Origin of the sequence: Exiguobacterium sp. UBA3968 (genome assembly GCF_002385115.1) — a bacterium.
Classification (GTDB): domain Bacteria; phylum Bacillota; class Bacilli; order Exiguobacteriales; family Exiguobacteriaceae; genus Exiguobacterium_A.
In genome coordinates this window covers 30524-55049 of record NZ_DGCW01000008.1, presented here as the reverse complement: position 1 = coordinate 55049, position 24526 = coordinate 30524, and the positions used below count along the sequence as shown (strand labels likewise).

The following is a 24526-nucleotide window of genomic DNA, read 5'->3' as shown; positions in this document are numbered from 1 at the left end:
AATGAAAAAGGGAACATAGAACGTGGAGGTGTGCCAAATGGAGTATGTGTCATTAACGCAACAAGGAGATTATCAGTCGGGAGACTGGGTCTCGCTGAAAATCGGATCGGAAGGTTCGACGCGAACTGGGATGATCACAGAATTTGAAGGTGATGGATTCTGGATTCGGTTTGAAGATGATTTTGATTATGAAGACTTTATCGGCTATGATGAATCGTACTGGATTGCGCTTGTTCGCCGTCCCGTGGACGTAAAAGCGACGTATGCGAGTCTTGCCGTGTATCCGGCACTCGCTGCAGAATTACAGGATCGTGTCATCCAAGGCTTCGAGATTTTAAAGGAAGAAGCTGGTGAAGAAGAAGTCCGGTTCCACATCCGATTGCTCGACGCAGGAAATGAATATACACAGACATTACGGGGATACCGTGATGCATCAGGAGATCATGTCGAATACGTAACGGCATGATGGAATTAAGAGAGTAGGAGAAATCGTTATGAACTTTACAAAACCATTTTTACAGGAAGCATGGGAACGGGCGCGCTTTACAGAGTTGATGCCTGTTCAAGAACAAGCGATTCCGTTGTTGCGCGAAGGAAAAGATGTCCTAGCTGAAGCGCCGACAGGAACAGGGAAGACGCTTGCTTATGTCATTCCAGCTTTAGAAAAGATTGAAGTGGAAGAGCCACACGTGCAAGTCGTCATCACGGCACCAACACGGGAACTCGTCATGCAAATTCATCAAGTCATTCAATTATTTGCTCAAGGAAGTGGTATCAAATCCGGTGCATTCATTGGTGGTGTTGAATTAAAGCGACAATATGAACGATTGAAGAAAAAGCCGCAAATCATCGTCGGAACACCGGGACGTCTCGTCGAGTTGATTGATTCGAAGAAGCTGAAGATGCATAAGGTGAAATTGATTGTTTTAGATGAAGCGGATCAAATTTATGAAAGTGGCATGAGTGACTCGGCGACGCGAATCGCAAATAGTGCGCTACGCGATCGACAACTGGCATTTGTCTCAGCGACATTGCCGGAACGGACAGCAGAATGGGGACGGACGCTTGCGAATGATCCTGAGACGATTCGTGTTGAGCGTGCCGTCAGCACACAAGTGACATTCGGTTATTTGGAGACTTCACGTCGTCAGAAACCGGAATTGTTACGTCGTCTGGCGAACATGCAAGGATCAAAAGTGCTGACATTCATCAACAATCGCTCATTCCTTGGACCATTGAATGGCGAGTTGAGTAAATTCTCACTGAAATACCGGATTTTAGATGCTGAAAAAGGAAAACGAGAGCGGATGGAGACCTTGCGTTCTTATAAAAAGGGAGAGTTTCCTTTACTCGTCACGACAGGTCTTGCGGCGCGTGGGCTTGATATCGAAGCGGTCACACACGTCGTCCATTACGATTTACCGGAGTCGCTTGACGATTTCGTACACCGTTCAGGTCGGACGGGACGCGGAAACGCAAACGGGATGGTACTTGCACTTGTCACGGATCAAGATTTAAAACACTTAAAAACACTTGCAAAGCAAATGGGCGTCGAGATGGAGCCAATGGAAATTTACCGCGGAGAAGTCATTCCGAAACGTGAATTCACAGCTCCTCAGACGATTAAGCGACCGGCTACTCCTCACCGGAAAGGGCGATCGAAATGAAGAACGATCGAAAAGTAATTCCATTTCCGACGACGGTTTCTGAAGCGGAAATGAATGCAGCCTTGAAGAAAATGTATCAGGAAGCAGCAACAGCACGCAGTACGGACTGGGTCGCTTTCATTGAAGAGATTGCGACAGAAGGACGTTGGTATTTAAAAGATGCTGAATTGTTCCGGGACTTATTCGTTGACTGGGCGATCTTCTATGAAACGGATGATCAAGGAAAAACACCGCACGGTCGTTTTCTCGAGCAGATAAAAGACGAGCTATCACCTAGTCTCTATCGCGCCTTGCGTGGATTAGCTGACCCGATGCCGTCGCTGTTTCAAGTCGATGCAGATGGTGTTGTTGATTTAATGTCGAAACAGACGTATCAAACGGATTTGGCTGAGATCGAAGTCGAACCGGGGGATCTGTTGATTGGGAAACTGCTCTATATTTCTGGGAAGTGGCGCTTTGCGATTGCCTACATGAAGGTAGCGCGCGCATTAGTACCAGAAGTCCTCGCTTTGTTGACGGACTTCGTGGATGAAGTGGGAGAAGACGCGTTACTTCGTCAATATCCAGAGTTTTGTGCGGAATTAATCGACTTGCTCCTCGATATCGAAGAAGGTAACATTGCACCAAGACCAGAAGAATAACTCAAAAAACCTAGGACACGTTGACTACAAAAAGTCATATGTCCTAGGTTTTTTTCATGGGTCCGCTCGATATAAAGCGACATCATTCTTATCCCGATGTTTCACGCGATACATGGCAAGATCGGCTTGCTTTAAACATGTTTCAAGATCGGCCTCATGACACGCTGTCACTCCGATGCTTGCGGAAACGAATAAAGATTGTCCTTTGTAGACATAGGGACGTCTTAAAAATTGTAAAAAGGATTTACATTTTCGGCGTAAGGAGAGTTCATCATCGGCTTGTAAAAGGATCGCGAATTCATCTCCACCGAGGCGATACACGGATTCCGAAGAACTTGTATGTTCGCTCAATCGCTTCGCAACTTCAATTAATACATAATCTCCTGCCTCGTGACCATACGTATCATTGACTTGCTTAAATCCATCTAAATCGACTAAGGCAAGATAATTCTTATCGGAGAGTCGATTTGAGAAATCTCGTTCTAAGGAACGACGGTTTCCGATATTAGTCAAAGCATCATGATAGGCATGGTATTCGATTCTCTTTTGACGAATTTTGCTTTCCGTGACATCATGTAAAATCGTGAATCGTCCCATCGAGGTAGCGGCAATTTGAATCGGAATATCAATGATTTCATAGCGTCGACTTTGTTCATCCTCATACTCATCAACGTTCGTTTCGAGCATTTCTAACATATGACGCATCGTACGAGGAACATGTTCAATCGTCATATCTGGCAAATGAAACAGACGTTGGGCAGCTAAATTCGCGTACAGCGCAGTGCCGGACTGATCGAGTCGAATCATCGGATCAGGATGACCGAGGAAGAGTGGAATGACCTGTTGTTCACTATCTTGGATTTGTTGTTTTCGATGTTCAATGCGTGAAGCGAGTTGTTCATTTCGTTCGTGTAATTGTGCGACAATCAACCCATGTTGACGGGCAATCAAGATTTGTCGAACGATTAGTAGGAATAAGATGATAAAGATGTCGAGTTTTCCACCTTCTTGTTCCACCATGTAGTGGATGAACAAAGGGATGGCCAGTAAAGGAAGCCACGAACGGGGAATGACCGTCGTTCGAGCAGTTCCTTCTTCAATATGATCAACATGCCATAGAATAGCTGCGCTTTGCGCCAAACGAATCAATATCGGGAAGAACACCAGATAATTCGCTGAAAAATCAGGGAAGTAGACACTAGAGACTTCATAGATACCACGAATGAAAATGGATAAGAATAATAGAAATAAGGCCATCCGTGATACCCAATGTGTTTCTTGGATGAACGTAAAATAGAAAAAAACGAACAAACCGAGTGATGTGTTCGTAATGACGATGATGGCATAAGGAACAGTCTGAAGCCCAGGGTTCGTCAGTTCATTGAGGACATGGAATGCGACAAGTCCAATGAAAATGACGATAATCGCGGCATCAACGAAAGCAAGTACATGTTGTCCGAGTGTTCGTTTTGTGATGATTCGGTAAAAAATCGCGTATAAGAATACGTAATGGGATATTGAAAATAAAATCAGGCTATAAATAGATGGAATTGGAAAGTCTGAATAGACAAAACGTAACGTCTCAAAAATGGAACCGATATAGGATAAAACCAGTGATCCTAAAGCAATCAGCCAGAAATTTCGTCTGGGTACGACTAATATTTGTTCCTTACGATAAGCCGTAAGAATGAAGTAAGCGATCAACCCAAGTGATACATACTGAAGTACCTGTTCGACAATCCCATTAGAGATGGAAGGAGTCCATGTAGTAAGGATCATTAGAATAAAAGAGATTACGAGCATGGCAGGGAACCAACGGATGAAGTAGTTTGATTTAAGCACGGGATCCCTCCTAACGTTTGATGTGGACAGCGAACATATAGTTATTTTTCTCGTTCTTCTTGATCTGGTACATGGCTTCGTCTGCCCGAATCAATAACTGTTCTGAACTCTTACCGTCTTCAGGGTATAAGGAAATTCCGATAGATGGTGTGATATGAAGCATATACGTGTTGATATAGAATGGATAATTTAGGATTTCGAGAACGTGTTCGGCAAACTGTCGAGTTTCCGAGGCAGATGCCTGAATGAAGATCAAGAATTCATCTCCACCAAGGCGTGCGACGAGATCAGTTGGCGTCGTCATTGATTGAAGACGCGTTGCTGTTTCTTGTAGCAGTAAATCACCGACATCATGTCCATAGGTGTCATTGATTTGTTTGAATCCGTCCAAATCTATGAATAATAAGGAGCCATAATCTAGCGTTGGCAGAGTTAGATAGAGTTGCTCCTCGAAGTAACGCCGGTTTGGTAAACGAGTGAGTGAGTCATGGTATCCCATACGTTCTAGCCATACTTCCTGTTGATAGTCTTCTGTGACATCCGCTAAGACGACGAAATAGCGTTGCTGATGTGGAATATCGATGATTGTCGTATTCAAAAAGGTTTCTGGATGTTCGTCCGTAGCAGGTACATGTAGGAGGTGAGCAGGATAGGTCGACTGCTTTTGTTGAAGCAACGGGATGAGCCGATCAAGTTGACGACGTTGACTCGGTCCGAGCGGTAAATCATTCCATCCTGCTTCTGCAGCGGCTGGATTGACGGATCGAATCTGATACATGTCATCGATTTCAAAAACGATTTCTGGATAAGACAAAAAAAGTGACGTCAGTTCTTTTTCACGCAACTGTAGCAACTCTGTTTTTTGATGAACGATGTCTTCTAGATTCGTTTGTAATGCCGTTGTTTCCTGTAACAACCGAAGATTTTCCCGGTATGAAAAAAGCTGCCGTGTTAAAAATAATAAAAACGTAATACCAATAGACAACAAGAAGAAGGTTCGAGAGACAGGAAAAAACGTAATATAAAGAATCAGCGCAGATAATAAGATGTAAACCAACAGTGAACGCGTAAGTGTCTCGACTCGAATGAGATTTGCTTGCTCCTCACGACTAATGGGAAGTGTACGTGTGTTCAGAAAGGCGATGAGGAACAGACCGCTAAGTGGATATAGCGGAAGCAATAGACCCGATATTTGCGGTTCACCGTTTAATAACAAGGTATAAAACACGAAGTTCGTCATGCCGAGAATGAATGTTCCGAGGACAAGAAAGATAAATCCTGATCGTGATACGTTCCGTCTTAACCCAGACGCATAGAGTAAAAAAAAGAAAAGCGTCAACAAAATTGTCAAGAAGGCATAAAATGTCCAACTGATTTGCTCGAGTGTCGTTCGCGTATAAGAGGGAACAAAGCGGAAAATAGCGATATATCCAGCAATCATTGAAACAGCGAATAAAGTCAAGGAATCAAGAATCAATAACTTTTGTTTTTTGAATAATGTCAAATCTAATTGTCGGAAAAAGAAAAGGACCATCATTGTCAAATGAATCGTATAAGGTAAATCCAGCAAGACGTTCAAATTGACATCGTTCCATTGAAAGAAACGTCCAATCATATTCAGGAAATCGCCCAAAAAATAAGAGAAGAAGGCGATGGATAACCACTTGTACGGAAGGGAAGGTTGTTTGAAAGCCGTCGACCGACTAAATAAGAAAATCATGAAAGAACCGCTTAAACTAATGACTGCCGAGAGTTGTAACGAAAGGTCTTGTGGCAATAGCCAGAGCAGTATGTAAGTAATGACTAAGTAGAATGCGACGATAGGGTAGATGTTTTGAACCATCCGTTTCACTAGAACTCCTCCTTTCGCAAGCCTTCCTCCAAAACGAAATATGCTATAACATTACCCGATATCTAATATGAATTCACATTTATTTTCATAATTAAAAATAAAAGTAAGAGATGTTTTCTATTTCATAAAAAAAAGCGGAACTCTTCTAAGTGAAGAACTCCGCTTATCGGATTTACTGATTAGATTGGCGATGGTTTTCAAATACCTCGATTTTTTCAGAAAGATATGTCCAATATTCCATTCGCTCGTCAAGCGTCGCTTTGGTCTTTTCGATGGCTTGATACAATTCATTGACCTTTCCGAGATCACTTCCTGCTGAAGCGAGATCAGCCTCTAATTGCTCTAGTTCAACTTCACTCTCTTCAATTTGTTGCTCAATGATAGCCCAATCTTGTTGTTCCTGATAACTTAGTTTCTTTGGCGTCTCTGTTTTTGGTGCTGTAGCAACCTCTGCCGTTTTTTCAACGACGATTGAGGGAACGGGTGCTGCCATTTGCTCAAGATAGTCTGTATATTGTCCGTAATAAAAAATGATGTTTCCATCTTCAAATGCAATCAGGCGATCGACGACCCGATCGAGGAAGTAGCGATCATGACTGACTGTGATGACAGTACCTGGGAATGATTCTAAATAATCTTCTAGTACGGATAAGGTCTCGGTATCCAAGTCGTTCGTTGGCTCATCAAGGAAGAGGACGTTCGGTTCTTCCATCAAAATCGTTAACAATTTCAGACGTCGCTTTTCGCCACCAGAAAGCTTGCCGATTTGTTTATATTGTGCTTCCGGTTTAAAGAGAAATTGTTCGAGCATCTGACTTGCTGTGATCTCCTCACCGGCGAGTGTCGTAATGACTTTTGCGATCCGTTCGACCTCATCGATGACGCGGCGTTCGGGATGCGTGAATTCGGCGAATTGACCGTAAAAACCGATCTTCACCGTTTCGCCGTGAATGATCTCACCCGTTGTTGGCTCTAAGCGTTTCGCGAGAATTGAAAGAAGTGTCGATTTTCCACTACCGTTTCGACCAACGATGCCATACCGCTCTTTGCGTCCGATCAGAGCGTCAAACGATTCAAAAAGTGTCCGTTCACCAAATCGGTGCGAGACGTCATATGCTTCAATGACTTTCTTGCCGAGGCGGGTCGAACCGACCTGTACTTCAAGTGTCGCTTCTTCTTCCTCGTAAGAAAGGTCTTGTAAAGCATCCACGCGCTGGATCCGGGCTTTTTGTTTCGTCGTCCGTGCTTTTGCTCCGCGACGCAACCAAGCGAGTTCGCGACGGAGGATGTTTTGACGTTTTTCCTCCATAGAAGCCGTCCGTTCACGACGTTCGGCACGTTTTTCAAGAAACGATTCATAGTTTCCGACATAGAAATAAGCTGTTCCATTTGCGATCTCCATCATATGATTCGTGACACGATTCAAGAAATAGCGATCATGAGTGATCAGTAGAATCGCACCACGGTATTCCTTGATTTGAGTCTCAAGCCAGCTGATCGTCTCGGCATCAAGTTCGTTCGTCGGCTCATCAAGCAGGAGGAGATCAGCTTCATCGAGTAAGGCTTCAGCGAGTCCGACACGCTTACGTTGTCCTCCGGAAAGAGAGCCGATCAACGCGTTCAAGTCGAGGATGCCGAGTTTGTTTAAGATCATCTTTAAACGCGATTCCGTGTCCCACGCTTGCGCGGCATCAACCTCGGTTTGCGCCGTGATGAAGCGGTTGAGTAACGTCTCACTTGTCGGATCCTGTTCGAGCGCTAGTCGTGCCGTTTCGTAGTGGCGCAACGCGTTGATCGTTGGTGTGTCACCCGACAGGAGTACTTCCATGACAGTCCGATCTTCCGGATAATCGGTCGTTTGCGATAGCAAACGGATCCGATAATCATTTGGATGATGGATCGTACCAGCATCTGCTGTTTCTTTGCCTGCTAGAATGTGCAGGAGGGTCGATTTACCGGTACCGTTGACGCCAATGATACCGATCCGGTCACCAGGAGAGACAGAAAACGTGACATCTTCGAAGACAATTTTATCGGCAAATTCTTTTTTGAGATTTTCTACTTTCATTAACATATTAGACACCTTCTACAATCTGTTTGATTTGATGTTCGACCGTCTGGACGAGTTCTTTCTGTGTCATCGCGCTCGGGTCAATCGACGGCAAAATCGTGACTTCGACTGTAGCCGGACGGATCTTACCCGTTTCCTCCATGACACGATAACTACCTGAAATCGCGACTGGTACGACGCGTGCGCCACTTGATGTCGCAAGGGTAAAACTTCCTGCTTTGAATTCCGCCATCGGTCCGCCTTTTGAACGTGTTCCTTCTGGGAAGATGATCATTGATTGTCCATCCTTGATCGTGTCGACACCAGAGCGGATCGCTTTTAGTGATTGGCGTCGGTCTTTTCGGTCAATCATGACACACCCCATCAGATTCATCCAGACATTAACGATTGGAATTTTATTCACTTCGATTTTTGAGATGAATGCTTTTGGTTTATCGATTTTTCCAAGTAGAATCGGAACATCGAAGTTTCCTTGGTGATTCGAGATGAACACGACAGGTTCATTTGCCGGGATATGTTCATGCCCCGTCACATGGACACGAACGCCAGCGAGTCGGAGGAGAGAGTTCGCCCAGGCGCTCGCTACACGCTGAACGAATGCATAGCGCGCGAGATGCGTTCGACGTTTTGCGGTTGGTAAAAACGGTAAGGTACAGGGTAAGACAAGTCCAAAATAAATGAACCAAATGACAGTACGGATCATGGTAAAGTGACAACTCCTTTTTTCATTGCTGATGTTATTGTACAAAAAAAGACCAGGTGTCGCACCCGGTCTCCATGATTATTCCCAGTAACGAGGCTCAGATTCCTCTTCGCTTTCTCCAAGTTCGAAAGTGAGGCGACGTGTCGTCGGATCAACGGAGAACGTAGCGTTCGTGTTGTCGATCTGTTTGATTTCCATCGTCTCTTCATCCAAGATGAGAGTCAAGCGGACCTTATCTTCGTGATCTACGAGCAGTACGCCATCTTCCTTCAACCATAAATCGATGACAGGTGAGTAGCGGAGTGTCCAACCGTTTGATAAAGGGATTTCGTTCATAATGAATCTGTTCCTCCTAGGTGATGAAATCGTGTTCTTTATTTATCATGCTGGTCTGTCCCAGAGAATGCAAGTGGTGTACTCGAATCTCGATTAGGATAGGCAATTTGATAAGACTGTTCTCGTTTTTTCATGCGTTCGTACTGTTTTTTGACGCGACGGTATTGAATGTATTCAATGTAAGTCAGATAGGACGTACGGAGTAACTGTCGAATCGATGATAACGATAGGCAAATCGCTAACGTAAAGACGAAAACACCAATCGAACTTGTATAATAACCGGTAACAAAACTTAAGTATGTAGTGATGAGACCCGCAATCGTCGTGAATAAGTAGAAGAGCACGTCCGTTTCCTCCTCAAAATTAAAATATAGGTGTGTTCATCTAATTCGAGGTTGAACTTGATTTTCCTTTATCGTCCTGTAAATGTCCGGAAAAAATAAAAAAATCCACACGGAAGGTGTAGATTTTAAGGGCGATCGATTTGCTGAAGCGCTGGTGTCTTCGGAGTCATATCTGTACTGTTTGATCCTTCTGCAAAAACGATTCCAATCGTAGCAAGGAAAGCAAAAAATGCAAAAACCAATGTTTTCGTGAAGCGTCGAGCGAACGAACGCGATTGAATATTATGAAACATTTTTATCCCCCATATTTACCTAAACTAAACCTTCTTTTTCCTGTTATTTAATCATATATCTTTTTTTCAAAAAAATCACGCAAATGTGTTTCGTTCACAAATATGTCACAACTGTCATCGTGGGGTCGATTTCAGAGGTGAACAGAAAAAGAGTATAGTATGGTAGGGAAAGAACAGAAGGATGGTAAGAATGAACTTGAACCAATTCAAATAGAGAGAGGAGATGACCCGAAATGGGATTACGCGCAGGACAGGTTGTCACATTAAAAGTAGAACGTGAAGCAGAGTTCGGAGTGTTTTTGACAGATGGAAATGAAGATGTGTTGTTGCATAACAATGAACAGACACAAAAAGTAGCTCTTGATGATGAAGTAGAAGTCTTCTTGTATCAAGATAATGAAGGACGTTTGGCATCATCGATGACGATTCCAGAAGCTTCATTTGAAGACTACGTCAAGACGACGATCAATGGGACACGCTATAACACAGGAGTGTTCGCGAATATCGGGATTCAAAAAGATGTTCTTGTCTCACTTGACGATTTGCCGCAACGTCGGATGTTCTGGCCGGAAGAAGGCGATCAACTTTTCATTCGTCTAAAACATGATCAAAAGCTTCGTTTACTCGGAGACCCTGCACCATATGCTTACTTCAACTTACGAGCGAAGCCAGCTCCAGAAGAATGGAACAACATGGACGTCGAAGGTCTCGTCTTCTCACAACGCGAACCAGGCGTCAATGTCTGGGTCAACGATCAGTCAATCGGATTCTTGCATGAACGCGAGATGGAACGTTGGCCGCGTCTTGGAGAAGTCTTGAAATTACGAGTGACAAATGTAAAACCAGATGGTACAGTATTACTTTCAGCACGACCACGTGCCTTTGAAGCCATTGATACAGACGCGGAGTTGATTCTGAACCATCTACTTGAACATGATGGTCAGATGCCGTATGGTGATAAGACAGCTCCCGAGACGATCGATGAAGTATTCGGTCTCAGTAAGGCAGCATTCAAACGAGCGCTCGGTCGCCTGTTGAAAGATAAAAAAATAGAAAAAAATGAAACGGGTATTCGGTTGACGCAATAATCAAACCGAGTAAGCCTGCGTTTCGAATAGATAGTAAGGAATTCATCATTTTGGTGGTTGCGGCTGGTTTGATTACCGGCGACCATTTACTGAATATACCCCATCACTAGTGGGGGCACGCGATGACGTTCATCGCACGGTCCGGGCACTTCGCCTTTCCCTCGCCCTTATGGCAACGATTATGATGGTGACTTCCCTAAACATTATTATGAGAGAAACCACTCTATCTTTATGGGATAGATTCTGTTATAATAGGTAGTCGATTGTATTCGTTACGGTAGCGTCTGTTTAGTGGCAGACGCTTTTCATATGACAAAGGAGAGTATTTAGCATTGACAACATTTCGTGAATTAAATCTTAGTGAGGCACTTATCAAAGGTGTCCTAAAAATGGGCTTTGAAGAAGCAACACCAATCCAAGCAGAAACAATTCCAGTCGGACTCAGCGGCGTTGACTTAATTGGTCAAGCACAAACAGGTACTGGTAAAACTGCAGCATTCGGTATCCCAACAATCGAGCGTCTTGACGCAAAATCACGCAACATCCAAGCGTTGATCCTTGCTCCGACACGTGAGCTTGCAATCCAAGTAGCTGAAGAATTGAACCGGATCGGTGAAGTAAAACGCGTTCATGCACTTCCTGTTTACGGCGGTCAGCAAATCGATCGTCAAATCCGTGCACTTCGCAAAAATCCACAAATCGTCGTTGCGACACCAGGACGTTTGATGGACCACATGAACCGTAAGACGTTGAACCTCGATCACGTTCAAACGGTCATCCTTGACGAGGCAGATGAGATGTTGAACATGGGATTCGTCGAAGATATCGAGAAAATCCTCGGTGCACTTCCTGAAACACGTCAAACACTCTTGTTCTCAGCAACGATGCCACCACAAATTCGTAAAATCGCAGATCGTTTCATGACGACTCCGACGCACATCAAAGTCAAAGCAAAAGAAATGACAGTTGAAAACATCGACCAGTCATTCATCGAATTGAAAGAAAGCCAAAAATTCGACGTTCTTTGCCGTTTGATCGACACAGATTCTCCAGAACTTTCAATCATCTTCGGTCGTACGAAAAAACGTGTTGACGAGATGACAGAAGGCTTGATCCAACGCGGATACACAGCTGACGGTTTACATGGTGACTTAACACAAGCAAAACGTGACCAAGTCATCCGTCGTTTCAAAAAAGGAACGATCGATATCCTCGTAGCGACAGACGTTGCAGCACGTGGTCTTGACATCTCTGGTGTCACACACGTCTACAACTTCGACGTCCCACAAGATCCAGAAAGCTACGTTCACCGGATCGGTCGTACAGGTCGTGCTGGTAAAACAGGATCGGCTGTCACATTTGTTACACCACGTGAATTCGGTCAAATTAAAACAATCGAACGTGTCACGAACAAAAAAATGTCACGTCGTCATGCACCAACACTTGATGAAATCTTAGAAGGCAACTTGAAGCTTGCTGCACAAGAACTCATTAAACGTGTTGAAGCAAAAGACTCAAAAGAATATACGACACTTGCACAAGAACTCTTAGAAGAGTACGAAGCAGTGGAACTTCTTTCAGCAGCACTTAAAGGATTGACGAAAGAGCCGGATGCAACACCAGTCCAAATCTCTTCAATCGAACCAATCCGCGTGAAACGTTTCGGTAGCAACGGTGGTGGAAACCGTCGTCCTTACGGAAACAAAGGTGGAAGTGGAAGCGGCAACCGCAGTGGCGGATACCGTGGAAACAACCCGCGTGGTGGCGATCGTCGTGAAGGTGGTCGTTCATCTTCTTCATCAGATCGTCGTGAAGGCGGTTATGCTGGACGTAGCAACCGTAGCGAAAGCGATCGTAACCGTGGTGGACGCAAACCACGCTTTGAAAAGTAAACGATTCGAACCGATTTGTCACAGACAAGTCGGTTCTTTTTTATGATTTATCTAAGCGGTCATGATAAAATGAGCCATGAACGATAGGGAGAGGGCTGAATCATTCGTGTATACCATTTATGTAGCAGCATCCGTCTGTCTCGTTGCACTGATCGTCGCGACGAAAAAGATTTGTGAGCGGACGACAAAAGGACATTTTCGTTATATTCCGTTAGCGACCTTATTATTTGGTGGCATCATCTTTCTTGTGCTGGCCATTGGTAAGGGCGGAGCTGTTGGGATTCAATACGGTGTCCTGAGTATCATCTACTTGACGGCGACATTCGGTGTGTATTTGTATATCGCTATGCGGAAAGATACGACGTTATCGTAAAACAGGGGCTCTCTCGTTACAGAGAGGCTCCTTTTTTGTTAAGATAGAACAAGAGTACAAGGGGGGAATAGAATGGACGCATTAGATGTCATCGTTCATCCCGAAGAGATAGAGGCGTGGTTTCAACCGATCGTAGGCGCTGCCCCTTTTAAGGTGGAAGGGTATGAAATCCAGTCCCATTTTCGTGGAGAACCGTTAAAACCATTTTTTCAGGAAGATGATGTTCCGATCGAGTATCAGCTCGAAGTCATGGGACATGTCGTCCGTCAAGCATTCCAAAAAGTACCCTCCGATACACAAGCGTTCATCCTGATCCGTTGTCGTCCGGCTTGGTTGTTTGAGAACGGTGGGGAAGATTTCTTGCATGTTTTACGTACGGTCGACTCGTCGTTTCCAAAAGAACGGATGTATGTTACTTTGACGGATGTTCAAGTCGATGATTTTGATCGTCTGGGCCGGATCGTCGCTTACTATCAGAATTCTGGACTGAAGGTAGCGCTGGATCGCGCGGAAGCAACGAGTCTCGAACGCGTCTTTTCGATGTCGCCGGATATGTTGATCGTCGATCTATCTTCAATGATTGAGAAAAAGACCGTCTCAGCATCGTATCCGCATCTCTTACAGACGATGGAGCACCTTTGTGATCAGCTTGGAGCGCCACTTTTGTATAAAAACATCAGTCATCTTGGTCAACTTCGATATGCGTGGCAGCATGGTGGACGCTATTACATGGGGAATCTTTTAGGAGAGGCTGCGCCGGAATGGGTCATGACTTGTCCTGGAATGGAGGTCTTGATCCATGAAGTCCCGATGTTCTATAAATATGATCGGGAACAGATGAATCGCCTGTTCCAACTGGAGCAAGACTGGACAGTCCGATTTAATGAGTATTGTCAGTCCTTGAAGTCGGAGCAAGATCTCGATCAATGGCTGCTAATGCTCGCCCGGAAGATGGAGCCGGAATTCATCCGGTTTTACATCACGGACGCGAATGGCTTCCAACAGTCTTCGAATGTCAGTAAAAAGAGTGGCGAGTGGAAACTGTATTCCTTCTACAAGGGATACAACTGGAGTTTTCGTCCTTACTTTATCCGGACGACGGTAGCAATGGAGAGACGGCATAGCGGATATCTGTCGGAACGGTACGTCGACTTCAGCTCGAGTGAACAAACGCGGACGTTTAGTATGCCGCTCAGCAATGGCATGTTCTTATTTGCGGATATCTCCGCAGATTATCTATATCAAGAACGATTGAGTGAATGAGGAGGAAATGAAAGTGTTAGATTATGATTATGAAGCATTACGAGAAATTGGACGCATCGTCGCGATGGCGCGCGACGAGATGGCGGATGCCGTCAAACCAGGAATCACGACAAAGGAACTTGATGACATCGGAGCACGTATTCTGAAGGAGCAGGGAGCAGAATCTGCCCCGATCGTCATGTATGATTTTCCGGGAGCGACATGTATCAGTGTCAACGATATCGCAGCACACGGTATTCCCGGTAAATATGTCATTCAAGAAGGCGATATTGTTAATGTCGATGTCTCAGCTGTGAAGAATGGCTACTATTCGGATACGGGGAAAACAGTCATCGCAGGAGAAGCAAAACGTCCGGAAGATGTCCGACTCGTTGAAGTATCATTGACGGCGCTTGAAAAAGGACTCGAGAAGGTCAAAGCCGGAACGAAGGTCAATCAGATCGGAAAAGCGATCTATGCTGAAACGCGTAAGAGTGGTTTCACCGTCATCCGTAACTTAGCGGGGCATGGTCTCGGGAAGACACTTCATGGTGAGCCGGAATCCATCTCGAACTACTTCAATCGTGAAGAAAACGATCTGCTGAAGGAAGGGCAAGTCATTGCTGTCGAGACGTTCATTTCAACAGGAGACGAGTTCTGTATCGAAGATGAGCGGGATGGCTGGACGTTATACACACCAAATCGGAGCCTTGTCTCACAGTTTGAGCACACTGTCGTCGTCTTAAAGGACGGGTATGAGATTTTGACGAAAGTCGAAGGCAAAGAATCGTTCTAAAAAAGTTCGCATAATAAAACACAAAAAGAGGCAATGGAAGTCAATCCATTGCCTCTTTTTCGTCGTGGTGTTCTTGTTACAAAGAGATCCGGGAGGTTGCCAATTTGTTTAATTGGGACTCGGATACGGCTGGAGCAAAATAGCGAATGTGTCCGTGTTCGACATGATACGGGGTCTCGAGCAAATCTTCTTCAAAATAATCCGCAGTACTTGCCATATCGATCGGATAAGCGAGCCCTGGAAGTGTCGCGAAAGCAAGGGTCTGACGACGTCCGATGCCGCTCTCGAACATCCCTCCGAGCCAGTAGGGCGCTTTTGTTCGAAGGGACAAAGCGTTCGTCAGCCCACCGACACGTGCCGGTTTGATGTTCAGAATCTGACCAGCGTGAAGCGTCTTCATCAAATCGGCATCCGCTGGAGCGACGATGGATTCATCTAGACAAATCGGTGTCTGCAAGAGTTTAGCGAGACGTTGAAGTCCGGACCAATCCGACGCTACGAGCGGTTGTTCCATCATAACGAGACCGAATGAATCCCAATGCTGTAATAAAGGAAAGTCTGCTTCTGTGAAGCTGCCGTTAGCGTCAAACATCAAGGGCGCATCAGGGAAAGCGGCACGTACTTGCTCAAGAACGACGGTATCCGTCGGAGCGAGCTTCAGCTTGATCCGTCCATATCCGGAGGCGATCGCTTGTCCGACGGCTTCGACGGTCTGCGCTGCAGAAGCCCGTCCGAGTGCTTTCCCGCAAGGTACGAGGGATGATTCATCACCTCCGAGATACGTAGCGAGCGATTGTCCGGCAGCTGCTGCGAATAATTCATAAATTGCTCCTTCAAACATCGCTTTTGCCATCGGATTGCCTTGCACGATGCGGAAACGGTGCGTGACATCTGCTGGATGATGGAGCGGTTGGTCAAGTAACTGGTACAGCAGTAAAGCGATTCCTTGCAGAGAATGTTGTGTTTCGGACGTATACCACGGTGTATCAAACGCGACTCCTTCCCCGTAACCCATTCGTCCTTCCGAATCGGTCAGGCGCAAAATCGTCGTCCTGCGTATCGTTAACGTCGAGAGTGCTGTTTGCATCGGACGACGAAAGACGAGCGGTACATCGAACAATTCGGCAGACCGGAGGGTGATGCTCATAACGACTCCTTCAGTTGTTTCCGCAATAGTTTACCGTTCGCATTGCGTGGCAAAACGCTATGATAGATGTAATCAACCGGACATTTATATTTGGCGAGCAATTGACTGATTTCCGTTCGGATGATGGCTTCATCGAGTGAACTAACGATGAAGGCAACCGGAACTTGTCCCCATTTAGCATCGAATCGTCCGACGACACCTGCTTCTTGAATCCCATCAATCGAGAGAAGTGCTGATTCGACCTCAGCTGGGTAAATATTTTCCCCACCTGAGATGATGAGATCACTTCGACGATCGAGGACATATAGGTATCCATCGGCGTCCAAACGTCCTAAGTCACCAGTCTTGAAAAAACCGTCTGCTGTAAAGGCGTCTGCCGTTTTCTCTTCATCATGAAAATAGCCTTTCATGATTGTCGGTCCTTTGACTTCGATTTCTTGGTGGCGCGTGATGCGGATTTGCGTCGGATAAATGGCTTGTCCAGCTGATCCGATTTTTCGTAAGGCATCCTCAGGCAGAAGAGTCGCGATTTGAGAAGCTGTTTCCGTCATCCCATATGTCTGCATGACAGGAATATTGCGGTCGAGTGCACGCGTCAGAATCGGTAATGGAACAGGACCACCCCCTGTCAGTACGACGCGAAGCGCGTGACGACGTAGTCCAGCGTCGAGCAACCGATCAAGCATGACTGAGACGAGTGAGACATGTGTAATTTTTTCCGTCGTAATCCAGTGTAAGGCGCGTTCTGGTGAAAAATGTGGCTCGAGAATGATCGGTACTCCATAGATGACCGCTCGATAGACGACGGCTAACCCACTCATATGAAACAGTGGTGTGACAATCAAAAAACGATCCTCTGGCAGTGATCCGATATGACGAGCGGCATTCGTCGCACTCGAGAAATGATTCAACATCGTTTGTTCCACAGCTTTCGGATGTCCGGTCGTACCACTCGTAAAGAGCATTGATTGGACGTATTGTTTAGGCATATGGCGTATTAACAGATCGGGCGCTTCTTTTTCATAAGAGAAAGCTCGACACGGAATCGCTGTATCGAGTATCCGGTCTGTTACGACGAGCCGCACATCTGCCTGTTTGAATTGGCGTAGCACTTCCGTTTGCGTTAGTCGAGTGTTGATCGGGACGACGGTTAATTCAAGCAATTGAGCAGCGTGAAGAGCGACGATATACTGTGCACTGGATGGACCGTAAAGAGCAATCCGGTCTCCGCGTGTCACGATCGTCGCCCACGTACTCGCCAAACGATGCGCGCGTGCATATAGTTCAGACCACGTCCAACGCTCCGTTTCCGTAATGAGCGCGATGTCATCCGGTTGCTCTTTTGCCCGTGTATAGATCCAAGGATACAAAATAGTCACTTCCTTTTTGATGAATATACGAAAAAGGTTCAATGTCATAAGACGATTGAACCTTTTTTTCATTATGGGAAACGCGGAAACTGTCCGAAGTCAGGATTGCGTTTTTCTTTGAACGCATCGCGTCCTTCTTTTGCTTCGTCAGTCGTGTAGTACAGTAATGTTGCATCTCCTGCGAGCTGCTGAATCCCTGCGAGACCATCTGAATCGGCGTTGAATGCCGCTTTGAGGAAACGAAGAGCCGTTGGTGAATGTTGAAGAATTTCAGCACACCATTGAATCGTTTCTTGCTCGAGATCCGCGAGTGGAACGACCGTGTTGACGAGTCCCATATCAAGTGCTTGCTGTGCGTCATATTGACGGCAGAGGTACCAGATTTCACGCGCTTTCTTGTGTCCAACGACGCGCGCGAGGTAACCAGAGCCATATCCAGCATCGAATGAACCGACTTTTGGACCTGTTTGTCCGAAGCGGGCGTTGTCTGCAGCGATCGTCAAGTCACACACGAGGTGAAGGACGTGTCCGCCACCAATCGCATAACCTGCGACCATAGCGATGACTGGTTTCGGGATGACACGAATCAAACGTTGAAGATCAAGGACGTTTAAACGTGGGATTTCATCGTCGCCGACATATCCACCATGTCCGCGTACCTTTTGGTCTCCACCAGAGCAGAATGCGAGATCGCCTTCACCTGTTAAGATGATGACGCCGACGTTTTGATCGTCACGTGCACGTGAAAATGCGTCGATGAGTTCATGGACCGTGTGTGGTCGGAACGCATTGCGAACTTCTGGACGGTTGATCGTGATTTTTGCGATCCCGTTCCATTGTTCATATTTGATGTCTTCATAGCTACGGGCTGATACCCATTCCGGAGCGTATTTCATTTGAATTCCCCCAATATGTTAGTGATGAATAAGTAGATTCTTTACCATTGTAACAAACTTTTGCGGTTGGTCGATATGTGGGGCATGCGAAGCATGCAAAATCACGTGAATTTTTTCAGGTGATGCCGCTCGTAAGGCGATGGCGCGGAATTTTTCATCCTCTTCCCCGACGATCCAATCAATCTCTTTCGGAAGGCATGACCAAAGAGAGGGCATGCTTCCTGTACCTTGTGCTCGAAGCGAAGCACTCAGACCTTCAACCGTTTGAGACATACGCTCCTGACGCAGTCGCGTGCGTTGTTGTTCTTTGAGAAGCGCTTGAGGTTTAAATAATCCAAGTGTCTCCCAATGATCAATGAAAGCTTCGAGTCCATCCTTTTCGAGTCGCTCCGCTAACATACGATCGGATGCACGACGTACTTTTCGCTCCACTGCCGTCTTGATACCTGGTGTTGTACTAACAGCGATTGTTCGAGCGATTTGCTCAGAGACGACACTCAACATTAAGGCGATTCGTCCGCCCATCGAATAACCGAGGACAATCCATGGCTCGGATCGTGTAGCGAGCAGCGCCTCAAGATCCTTGACTTGTTGTGTCAAACGCATTCGTTGATTAGACGCTGGTATCGTTTCTCCATGTCCCATCAAATCGAGGCGGTAGACGGTGAAGTGAGTCGATAAATGCTCACTTAGCATGTCCCACGTCGAGAGGGAGCCTGTAAAACCGTGGAGTAATAAGAGCGGTGGACCAGCTCCCTCGATTTTCACATGATAGGGATGACCGCGTAAAATCATCGGAATACCTCGGCTAACGCTTGATTCGTCACGTCCCAAATCGAACGATGCATCTGTACGTTTTCGATTCGTGTTGTCTTGACTTCAAGTATCCGAGTGACATTCGTCTCTTCCGCAAGTGCTTGACGTAACGCAGCAATCGAATCAATCGCCTGATAGGTCACACCGTAGCCGGAGGCAAGGGAGTCGAAGTCGAGATGCTGCGGTGTACCGAATAGTGGCTCGAACACCGCTTGCTCGAGTTGCTGTTGCGGTAAGAAGCTAAAGATGCCGCCACCCGCATTGTTGACGAGAATGATCGTTAACGGAAGTGTGCGCGCTGTCATCAGCCCGTTGATATCATGAATGAATGCCAAGTCACCAACGAGTAAATAGCGGTGTTTGGCATCAAACGTTGCCCCGAGAGCACTCGAGAGGATACCGTCAATCCCATTTGCTCCACGGTTCGCGAGTAGACGAAGGGGTGTTCCTGTAGGCAAGAACGAATCAATATCTCGGATTGGCATACTGTTCGAAACGAATAGGCTTCCTTCTTGTAACGTCGTTAACGCGCGGACGACGTTATACTCCGTCATCTCCTCTTGATCGATCGTCGTAAAGGCATCGGTGACGCGTCGCTCTGCCTGTTGTAACAGATTGAGGTACGTAGGGTCATGCGGAACGGGCTCATGATGTTCGAGTTGTCGCGCGTGACCAATCACGAAATCCGAATGGAGTTGGGGATCGCGCCAATTCCCTGGATGACCAACGACTGTCGTCGGAATATCCCGAGACCAAAGCAGATAAGGTTTTGACGTCGGCATGGCGCCGAAACGAATGATTCGATCCGGTCGGACGTGCTGAGCGGTGGCCGGATGTTTTAGCCATGTATCGTAGTAGGCAAAGACGTGATCATCATGCGATTGCCGCCCTTGACTGAGTGGATCTGCTAAGACCGGAATCCCTGCTTGTTTTGCATACGAGATGACAATCTGACTGTCCGCGGCAGCAAGTTGTGGTCCAAGTACAAAAAGAAGGCGCTCTTTCTGAAGCACGATCGCTAAGGCGTTATTTACTCCCGATGTCGGTTCAGGTAAAACGCCGACAGGACGACCTGTTCGTAAAAGATCGAGTTCAGGCACGAGTGGTTCACGTAATGGAACGTTGATTTGAACTGGTCCCGCCGGTTCCGTCAGGGAGAGCAGGGTTGCACGTTGTGCGACATGAGCGACGTAAGGAAGACTCGCTTCTTCCGCTAAGGGAAGATCAAATGCATGACGAACCTGCTTGCCGTATAGTCCGACCTGATCGATGGCTTGAGGTGCCCCGACATTACGTAATTCATGAGGTCGATCGGCAGTCAAAACGATCAATGGAAGTTCAAAAATATTAGCTTCGGTTACTGCTGAATAATAGTTCGTCGCAGCGGTACCGCTTGTACAAATTAGCGCAACGGGACGAACACGCTCTTCCGTCCGTGTTAAACCTAAAGCAAAAAAACTAGCCGACCGTTCGTCAACAAGGACGTGGGTACGGCTAGACGGATGCAGAAAAGCTGCAATAGCAAGTGGTGTCGAGCGGGAACCGGGACTGATGACGAAGTCCCGGACACCAGACGCAACGAGCGTATCAATTAACGTGTGCATCCACTTAGTCAACATAAATATCATCCTTTTCAATCGAACCAATGTGTGAAAGAGCTTGTAACATCGGTGATAGTTTAGTTTCCGTCTCTGCTAGCTCGCTGTCGAAATGAGAACCTTCAACAAGACCGCAACCGGCATAAAGAATGACAGCTCGTTCCGTAAATAATCCAGAGCGAATGGCAACAATGAATTCCCCATCATCCTGTCCGTTCATCCAACCGACGGGTGAACCGTACCAACCCCGTTCGAACGTTTCAATCTCTTGGATCGCATCGACCGCTAATTGCTTTGGCTCGCCACCAAGTGCAGGTGTCGGATGAAGTTTCTCAATCAGTTGGAATAACGTGACATCTGCTTTTAAACGCGCTGTGATCGGTGTATAGAGATGTTGGATATGACGATTTTTTAAGAGAATCGGGGTATCCGGACAATCCAGTTGCTCTGAAAAAGCAGATAACGTCCGTTCGATCGAATCAGCGACAATCCCGTGCTCCATTCGGTTCTTTTGATCTTGTAATAACGATTGACCGAGTGCCTCATCCATCTCATCCGTCGCGTGGCGCGGTGCAGAACCGGCGACGGCTGCTGTCTCAAGGCGACGTCCACGTTTTTGGACGAGTCGTTCCGGTGTGGCTCCGATAAAGGCCTCTTCCGGATTCGGCTGGAAGCAGAAGACATAGCTACCGGGCTGCGTATCTTCGAGTTCAGCAACGACGGCGGCTACATCAAGTGGGCGGTCCAGTTCGTAGACGACTTCCCGCGCCAAAACGATTTTTTCAAGTGTTGTCTCCAAGTAATGCATCGCTTGTTGAAACGAGGCTTCAAAGGCTTCATTTCCATCCCGAGATAGACGTAAACGCGTGACGCCTGTCGAAGTCGGTGTTTGCGGTTGATTAACTTTGGCGAAATCAAGTGCGAGCTGATTTAAGATTGAATCGACTTGATCCATCGGTTCAACACGGGCAAAGATCGTCACGCGTGTCTTACCATCTTGCTCTAAGAATAAAAACTTCGGAATCGTCATCGAAGCGTCTCCAAAGGAAGACCAGCGATAATCCGGTTGGTTAAGTTCAGTGAAAGAGAATCCGCTGAACGCAAACAAATCATGACCGACATGGTCGCGATTCACATTTGTCCATTGCGATTGAATTCGTAAAAAACGATCCGTTCCTGAAGCCTGAAGTTGTTGTACGATACCAAACCCAATGGCCCGCATCGAGCGATCAGGTGTCGCGAAATAAAATCGTTCCTCGATACCCTGTTCGAGAGAACGCATGTCAGTTGCTTCGATTTCCCATGAATACGAAGCAAGTATAGGTCGTTGTGAGGCATTCGCCTGACTGACGGCCTGTTCGATACACTGTTTTAGCTCTTGTTGAGCGTAAGCCATACCGCTCATTGCCCCCTAGTCTGTAGATACTGTGATATGTTTCACTTATTCTAAGTGTAAACTTTTTGCGGACAAAAAAGAAGGAATAAGCTATCTTGGATTGAACATTGACATCAAAAAACGAAACCCGCTACACTTAGACAGGAAAGGGGTTATTATATGAATAAATCAATCGCTGTCTATTGGCGAATGACACGGCCGCATACACTGACAGCAAGTTTTGTTCCGGTCGTCGTCGGTACGGCAGTTGTCGCACCACGTGTGGAATCGATACGCTTGGATTTGTTCGTAGCGATGTTAATCGCATCGATGTTGATTCAAATCGCAACGAATCTGTTCAATGAATACTACGATTACAAACGTGGTTTAGATACAGAGGAATCGGTCGGAATCGGTGGATCAATCGTACGTGATGGGTTCAAGCCAGGTACGATTCTTGCATTTGCACTTACGTTGTATGGCATTTCCGCACTACTCGGTGTGTATCTATGCATCGAGACTTCGTGGTGGTTGCTTGTCGTAGGACTCATTTCGATGTTCGTCGGATATATTTACACCGGAGGACCACTACCGATCGCGTATACACCGTTTGGGGAAGTGGTTGCTGGCTTTTTCATGGGATATATCATCATTGCGATCTCCGCCTACTTGCAAATTGGTTATGTACCAACGGAAGCCATTGCGATTTCGATACCTGTTGCCATCTTGATCGGTTCAATCCTGCTTGCAAATAACATTCGGGACTTGGATAATGACAAGGTCAACGGACGAAAAACGATTGCCTGTCTTGTAGGGCATCGCCGTGCCGTGTACGTTTTGATCGGATTTTTTGCGGCAGCTGTCCTGTCACTCATCATTGCTGTACTGGCATTCGAAGTCTCTTGGTTTGCCTTACTTGCGTTGTTAAGTATTCCGCTCATGATTAAAACGGTCCGTCTCTTCTGGGAGGACTTGCCACCAGAACAACTGATGCCTGGTATGGCGCAGACTGGCAAAGTAAATACGATTTTCGGATTATTACTCGCAATCAGTCTCGTGATTGCGAACATCTAAATTCAAACAAAGCAGCAGGCGATTCGCTTGCTGTTTTTTTATGAGAAGATAGCGAACAGTTAGAAAAAAAGTGCTTCGGTTGTCACTGATTTAAAATTTTACTATAATTGAAGCAATGTGCCTGAAAGATCAATTCAAGGATCGGGAATCAGGAAATATGGTTAGAGGTGGAACTGGAATGAATAAAATCGCGGTAATCGGAAAAGTATTCGTCGACATAAAAGGAACTTCGTTCGCTCCTTTGCACAAGGATGCGAAAAACGTAGGAGACATCACGTTTTCGAATGGAGGAACAGGACGCAACGTAGCACAAAACTTAGCCGTCCTCGGGAATGAAGTTCGCTTTATCTCGACGGTTACGAATGATCAGATTGGCGTGGGAGTGCTCGATGAGCTGAAATCTTACGGTGCGAATGTGGATCATGTCGAAATGTTAGAAGATCATGGAATGGGTATGTGGCTAGCGGTCATGGATAACGAAGGTGACTTGCAAACCTCAATCTCGAAACAACCGGATGCGAAGTTGCTCGAAGAGGCGATTTTACGTCAATCAATCTATGCGCTCGATGGAGTCGATGCCGTTGCCATCGATCTTGATTTGTCTGTTACAGTCTTGGAACGTTTGATTCATCTATGTCGCAAAATGGAGTTGCCATTGTTTGGTGTTTGTGGTCACTTGAGCGTCATTGAACGGAATCGTCATCTGTTACAAGGATTCACTGGATTCATTTGCAGTCGCGAAGAAGCAGAAATTTTGTCTGATCTGTCAATCGTGACGGTAGAAGATGCGATTCATGTAGCAAATGAGCTAGCGAAAAAAGGTGCTCCATTCACGGTCGTGACGATGAGTGAACTAGGGGCGGTCTACGTCGATCGTCGTACGGCGACGTCAGGTCATGTTGGAACGAAAAAAGTAAAAGTCGTCGACTCAACGGGAGCAGGCGATTCCTTCTTCTCTGCTGTCTTATCTGAATTGACAAAAGAAAAACCAGCAGAAGAGGCATTAAAGCTTGGCATGAAAATCGCGGCAGAAGTCATCGCTTCGACAGAAAACGGATTGGTTCCAGAAATGCTGGATGCCATTCAATGAATTAATTTTGAAAAGGGGTG

The 24526-nt window shown here is 46.2% G+C and carries 23 protein-coding genes; 10 read left to right on the top strand and 13 right to left on the bottom strand.

Annotation, left to right across the window (positions count from 1 at the left end):
• Nucleotides 1-37: 37 nt before the first annotated feature.
• Genes B3S86_RS14200 through B3S86_RS14190 form a run of 3 tightly spaced genes read left to right on the top strand, consistent with a single transcriptional unit; the run spans nucleotide 38 to nucleotide 2308 of the window.
• Nucleotides 38-466: a hypothetical protein gene (locus B3S86_RS14200; RefSeq protein ID WP_035412635.1), complete on the top strand. Its 429-nt coding sequence runs from the start codon at nucleotides 38-40 to the stop codon at nucleotides 464-466.
• A gap of 28 nt (nucleotides 467-494) precedes the next feature.
• Entirely contained in the window at nucleotides 495-1667 is a 1173-nt protein-coding gene (locus tag B3S86_RS14195) for a DEAD/DEAH box helicase (protein WP_035412637.1), read from the top strand.
• Entirely contained in the window at nucleotides 1664-2308 is a 645-nt protein-coding gene (locus tag B3S86_RS14190; RefSeq protein WP_035412639.1) for a hypothetical protein, read from the top strand. Before B3S86_RS14195 ends, B3S86_RS14190 begins: the two co-directional genes overlap by 4 nt.
• 54 nt (nucleotides 2309-2362) lie before the next feature.
• Here B3S86_RS14190 and B3S86_RS14185 read toward each other — a convergent pair whose 3' ends face one another.
• From B3S86_RS14185 to B3S86_RS14155, 7 genes are all read right to left on the bottom strand, one after another.
• The gene (locus tag B3S86_RS14185; protein ID WP_290753932.1) at nucleotides 2363-4150 is read right to left on the bottom strand and encodes a GGDEF domain-containing protein; all 1788 of its coding nucleotides are present in this window, start codon (nucleotides 4148-4150) and stop codon (nucleotides 2363-2365) included.
• 10 nt (nucleotides 4151-4160) lie between these two features.
• Nucleotides 4161-5993, bottom strand: coding sequence for a GGDEF domain-containing protein (locus B3S86_RS14180; RefSeq protein WP_290754233.1), 1833 nt, complete (start codon nucleotides 5991-5993; stop codon nucleotides 4161-4163).
• Between the two features lie 181 nt (nucleotides 5994-6174).
• Complete coding sequence (locus B3S86_RS14175) at nucleotides 6175-8076, bottom strand: ABC-F family ATP-binding cassette domain-containing protein (RefSeq protein WP_290753929.1); 1902 nt, start codon at nucleotides 8074-8076, stop codon at nucleotides 6175-6177.
• Between the two features lies 1 nt (nucleotide 8077).
• A complete protein-coding gene (locus tag B3S86_RS14170; protein ID WP_290753926.1) occupies nucleotides 8078-8776 on the bottom strand; it encodes a lysophospholipid acyltransferase family protein in 699 nt (232 codons plus the stop codon).
• A 78-nt stretch (nucleotides 8777-8854) separates the two neighbouring features.
• Nucleotides 8855-9112, bottom strand: a complete 258-nt coding sequence (locus tag B3S86_RS14165; protein ID WP_023467272.1) for a hypothetical protein — start codon at nucleotides 9110-9112, stop codon at nucleotides 8855-8857.
• 38 nt (nucleotides 9113-9150) lie between these two features.
• Nucleotides 9151-9456 (bottom strand): hypothetical protein, encoded by a 306-nt coding sequence (locus B3S86_RS14160; protein ID WP_035412654.1) that lies wholly within the window; start codon nucleotides 9454-9456, stop codon nucleotides 9151-9153.
• A gap of 125 nt (nucleotides 9457-9581) precedes the next feature.
• Entirely contained in the window at nucleotides 9582-9749 is a 168-nt protein-coding gene (locus B3S86_RS14155; protein WP_023467274.1) for a hypothetical protein, read from the bottom strand.
• A gap of 233 nt (nucleotides 9750-9982) precedes the next feature.
• On the opposite strand from B3S86_RS14155, the gene B3S86_RS14150 reads away from it, so the two are divergent.
• The 5 genes from B3S86_RS14150 to map all read left to right on the top strand — a co-directional run bounded on the left by B3S86_RS14150 (nucleotide 9983) and on the right by map (nucleotide 15140).
• Nucleotides 9983-10837 (top strand): CvfB family protein, encoded by an 855-nt coding sequence (locus B3S86_RS14150; RefSeq protein WP_214856486.1) that lies wholly within the window; start codon nucleotides 9983-9985, stop codon nucleotides 10835-10837.
• 332 nt (nucleotides 10838-11169) lie between these two features.
• Nucleotides 11170-12729 carry a DEAD/DEAH box helicase gene (locus B3S86_RS14145; RefSeq protein WP_035412660.1) on the top strand — a complete coding sequence of 520 codons (1560 nt, stop codon included), beginning with the start codon at nucleotides 11170-11172 and terminating at the stop codon, nucleotides 12727-12729.
• Nucleotides 12730-12835: 106 nt separating this feature from the next.
• Nucleotides 12836-13102: a hypothetical protein gene (locus tag B3S86_RS14140; protein WP_035412663.1), complete on the top strand. Its 267-nt coding sequence runs from the start codon at nucleotides 12836-12838 to the stop codon at nucleotides 13100-13102.
• Between the two features lie 72 nt (nucleotides 13103-13174).
• A complete protein-coding gene (locus tag B3S86_RS14135; protein ID WP_056063615.1) occupies nucleotides 13175-14365 on the top strand; it encodes an EAL-associated domain-containing protein in 1191 nt (396 codons plus the stop codon).
• Nucleotides 14366-14378: 13 nt separating this feature from the next.
• Complete coding sequence (gene map / locus B3S86_RS14130) at nucleotides 14379-15140, top strand: type I methionyl aminopeptidase (protein ID WP_023467279.1); 762 nt, start codon at nucleotides 14379-14381, stop codon at nucleotides 15138-15140.
• A gap of 76 nt (nucleotides 15141-15216) precedes the next feature.
• Here the strand turns inward: map and menC are convergent, their stop codons facing one another.
• The 6 genes from menC to B3S86_RS14100 form a co-directional block, all read right to left on the bottom strand.
• The gene (gene menC, locus B3S86_RS14125; RefSeq protein ID WP_290753920.1) at nucleotides 15217-16287 is read right to left on the bottom strand and encodes an o-succinylbenzoate synthase; all 1071 of its coding nucleotides are present in this window, start codon (nucleotides 16285-16287) and stop codon (nucleotides 15217-15219) included.
• Nucleotides 16284-17666 carry an o-succinylbenzoate--CoA ligase gene (menE, locus tag B3S86_RS14120; RefSeq protein ID WP_290753918.1) on the bottom strand — a complete coding sequence of 461 codons (1383 nt, stop codon included), beginning with the start codon at nucleotides 17664-17666 and terminating at the stop codon, nucleotides 16284-16286. The genes menC and menE overlap by 4 nt, the downstream gene beginning before the upstream one ends.
• Nucleotides 17667-17728: 62 nt before the next feature.
• Nucleotides 17729-18553, bottom strand: coding sequence for a 1,4-dihydroxy-2-naphthoyl-CoA synthase (menB, locus tag B3S86_RS14115; protein ID WP_023469886.1), 825 nt, complete (start codon nucleotides 18551-18553; stop codon nucleotides 17729-17731).
• 18 nt (nucleotides 18554-18571) lie between these two features.
• Nucleotides 18572-19348 carry a 2-succinyl-6-hydroxy-2,4-cyclohexadiene-1-carboxylate synthase gene (gene menH / locus B3S86_RS14110; protein WP_035412672.1) on the bottom strand — a complete coding sequence of 259 codons (777 nt, stop codon included), beginning with the start codon at nucleotides 19346-19348 and terminating at the stop codon, nucleotides 18572-18574.
• Nucleotides 19345-20988 (bottom strand): 2-succinyl-5-enolpyruvyl-6-hydroxy-3-cyclohexene-1-carboxylic-acid synthase, encoded by a 1644-nt coding sequence (gene menD / locus B3S86_RS14105; protein WP_290753915.1) that lies wholly within the window; start codon nucleotides 20986-20988, stop codon nucleotides 19345-19347. The genes menH and menD overlap by 4 nt, the downstream gene beginning before the upstream one ends.
• Nucleotides 20978-22363: an isochorismate synthase gene (locus B3S86_RS14100; RefSeq protein ID WP_035412678.1), complete on the bottom strand. Its 1386-nt coding sequence runs from the start codon at nucleotides 22361-22363 to the stop codon at nucleotides 20978-20980. The genes menD and B3S86_RS14100 overlap by 11 nt, the downstream gene beginning before the upstream one ends.
• 159 nt (nucleotides 22364-22522) lie before the next feature.
• Between B3S86_RS14100 and B3S86_RS14095 the strand changes: the two genes are divergently transcribed.
• Both B3S86_RS14095 and B3S86_RS14090 read left to right on the top strand, forming a co-directional pair.
• Nucleotides 22523-23416, top strand: coding sequence for a 1,4-dihydroxy-2-naphthoate polyprenyltransferase (locus B3S86_RS14095; protein WP_056063630.1), 894 nt, complete (start codon nucleotides 22523-22525; stop codon nucleotides 23414-23416).
• Nucleotides 23417-23594: 178 nt separating this feature from the next.
• Nucleotides 23595-24506, top strand: coding sequence for a PfkB family carbohydrate kinase (locus B3S86_RS14090; protein ID WP_035412684.1), 912 nt, complete (start codon nucleotides 23595-23597; stop codon nucleotides 24504-24506).
• Nucleotides 24507-24526 lie beyond the last annotated feature (20 nt).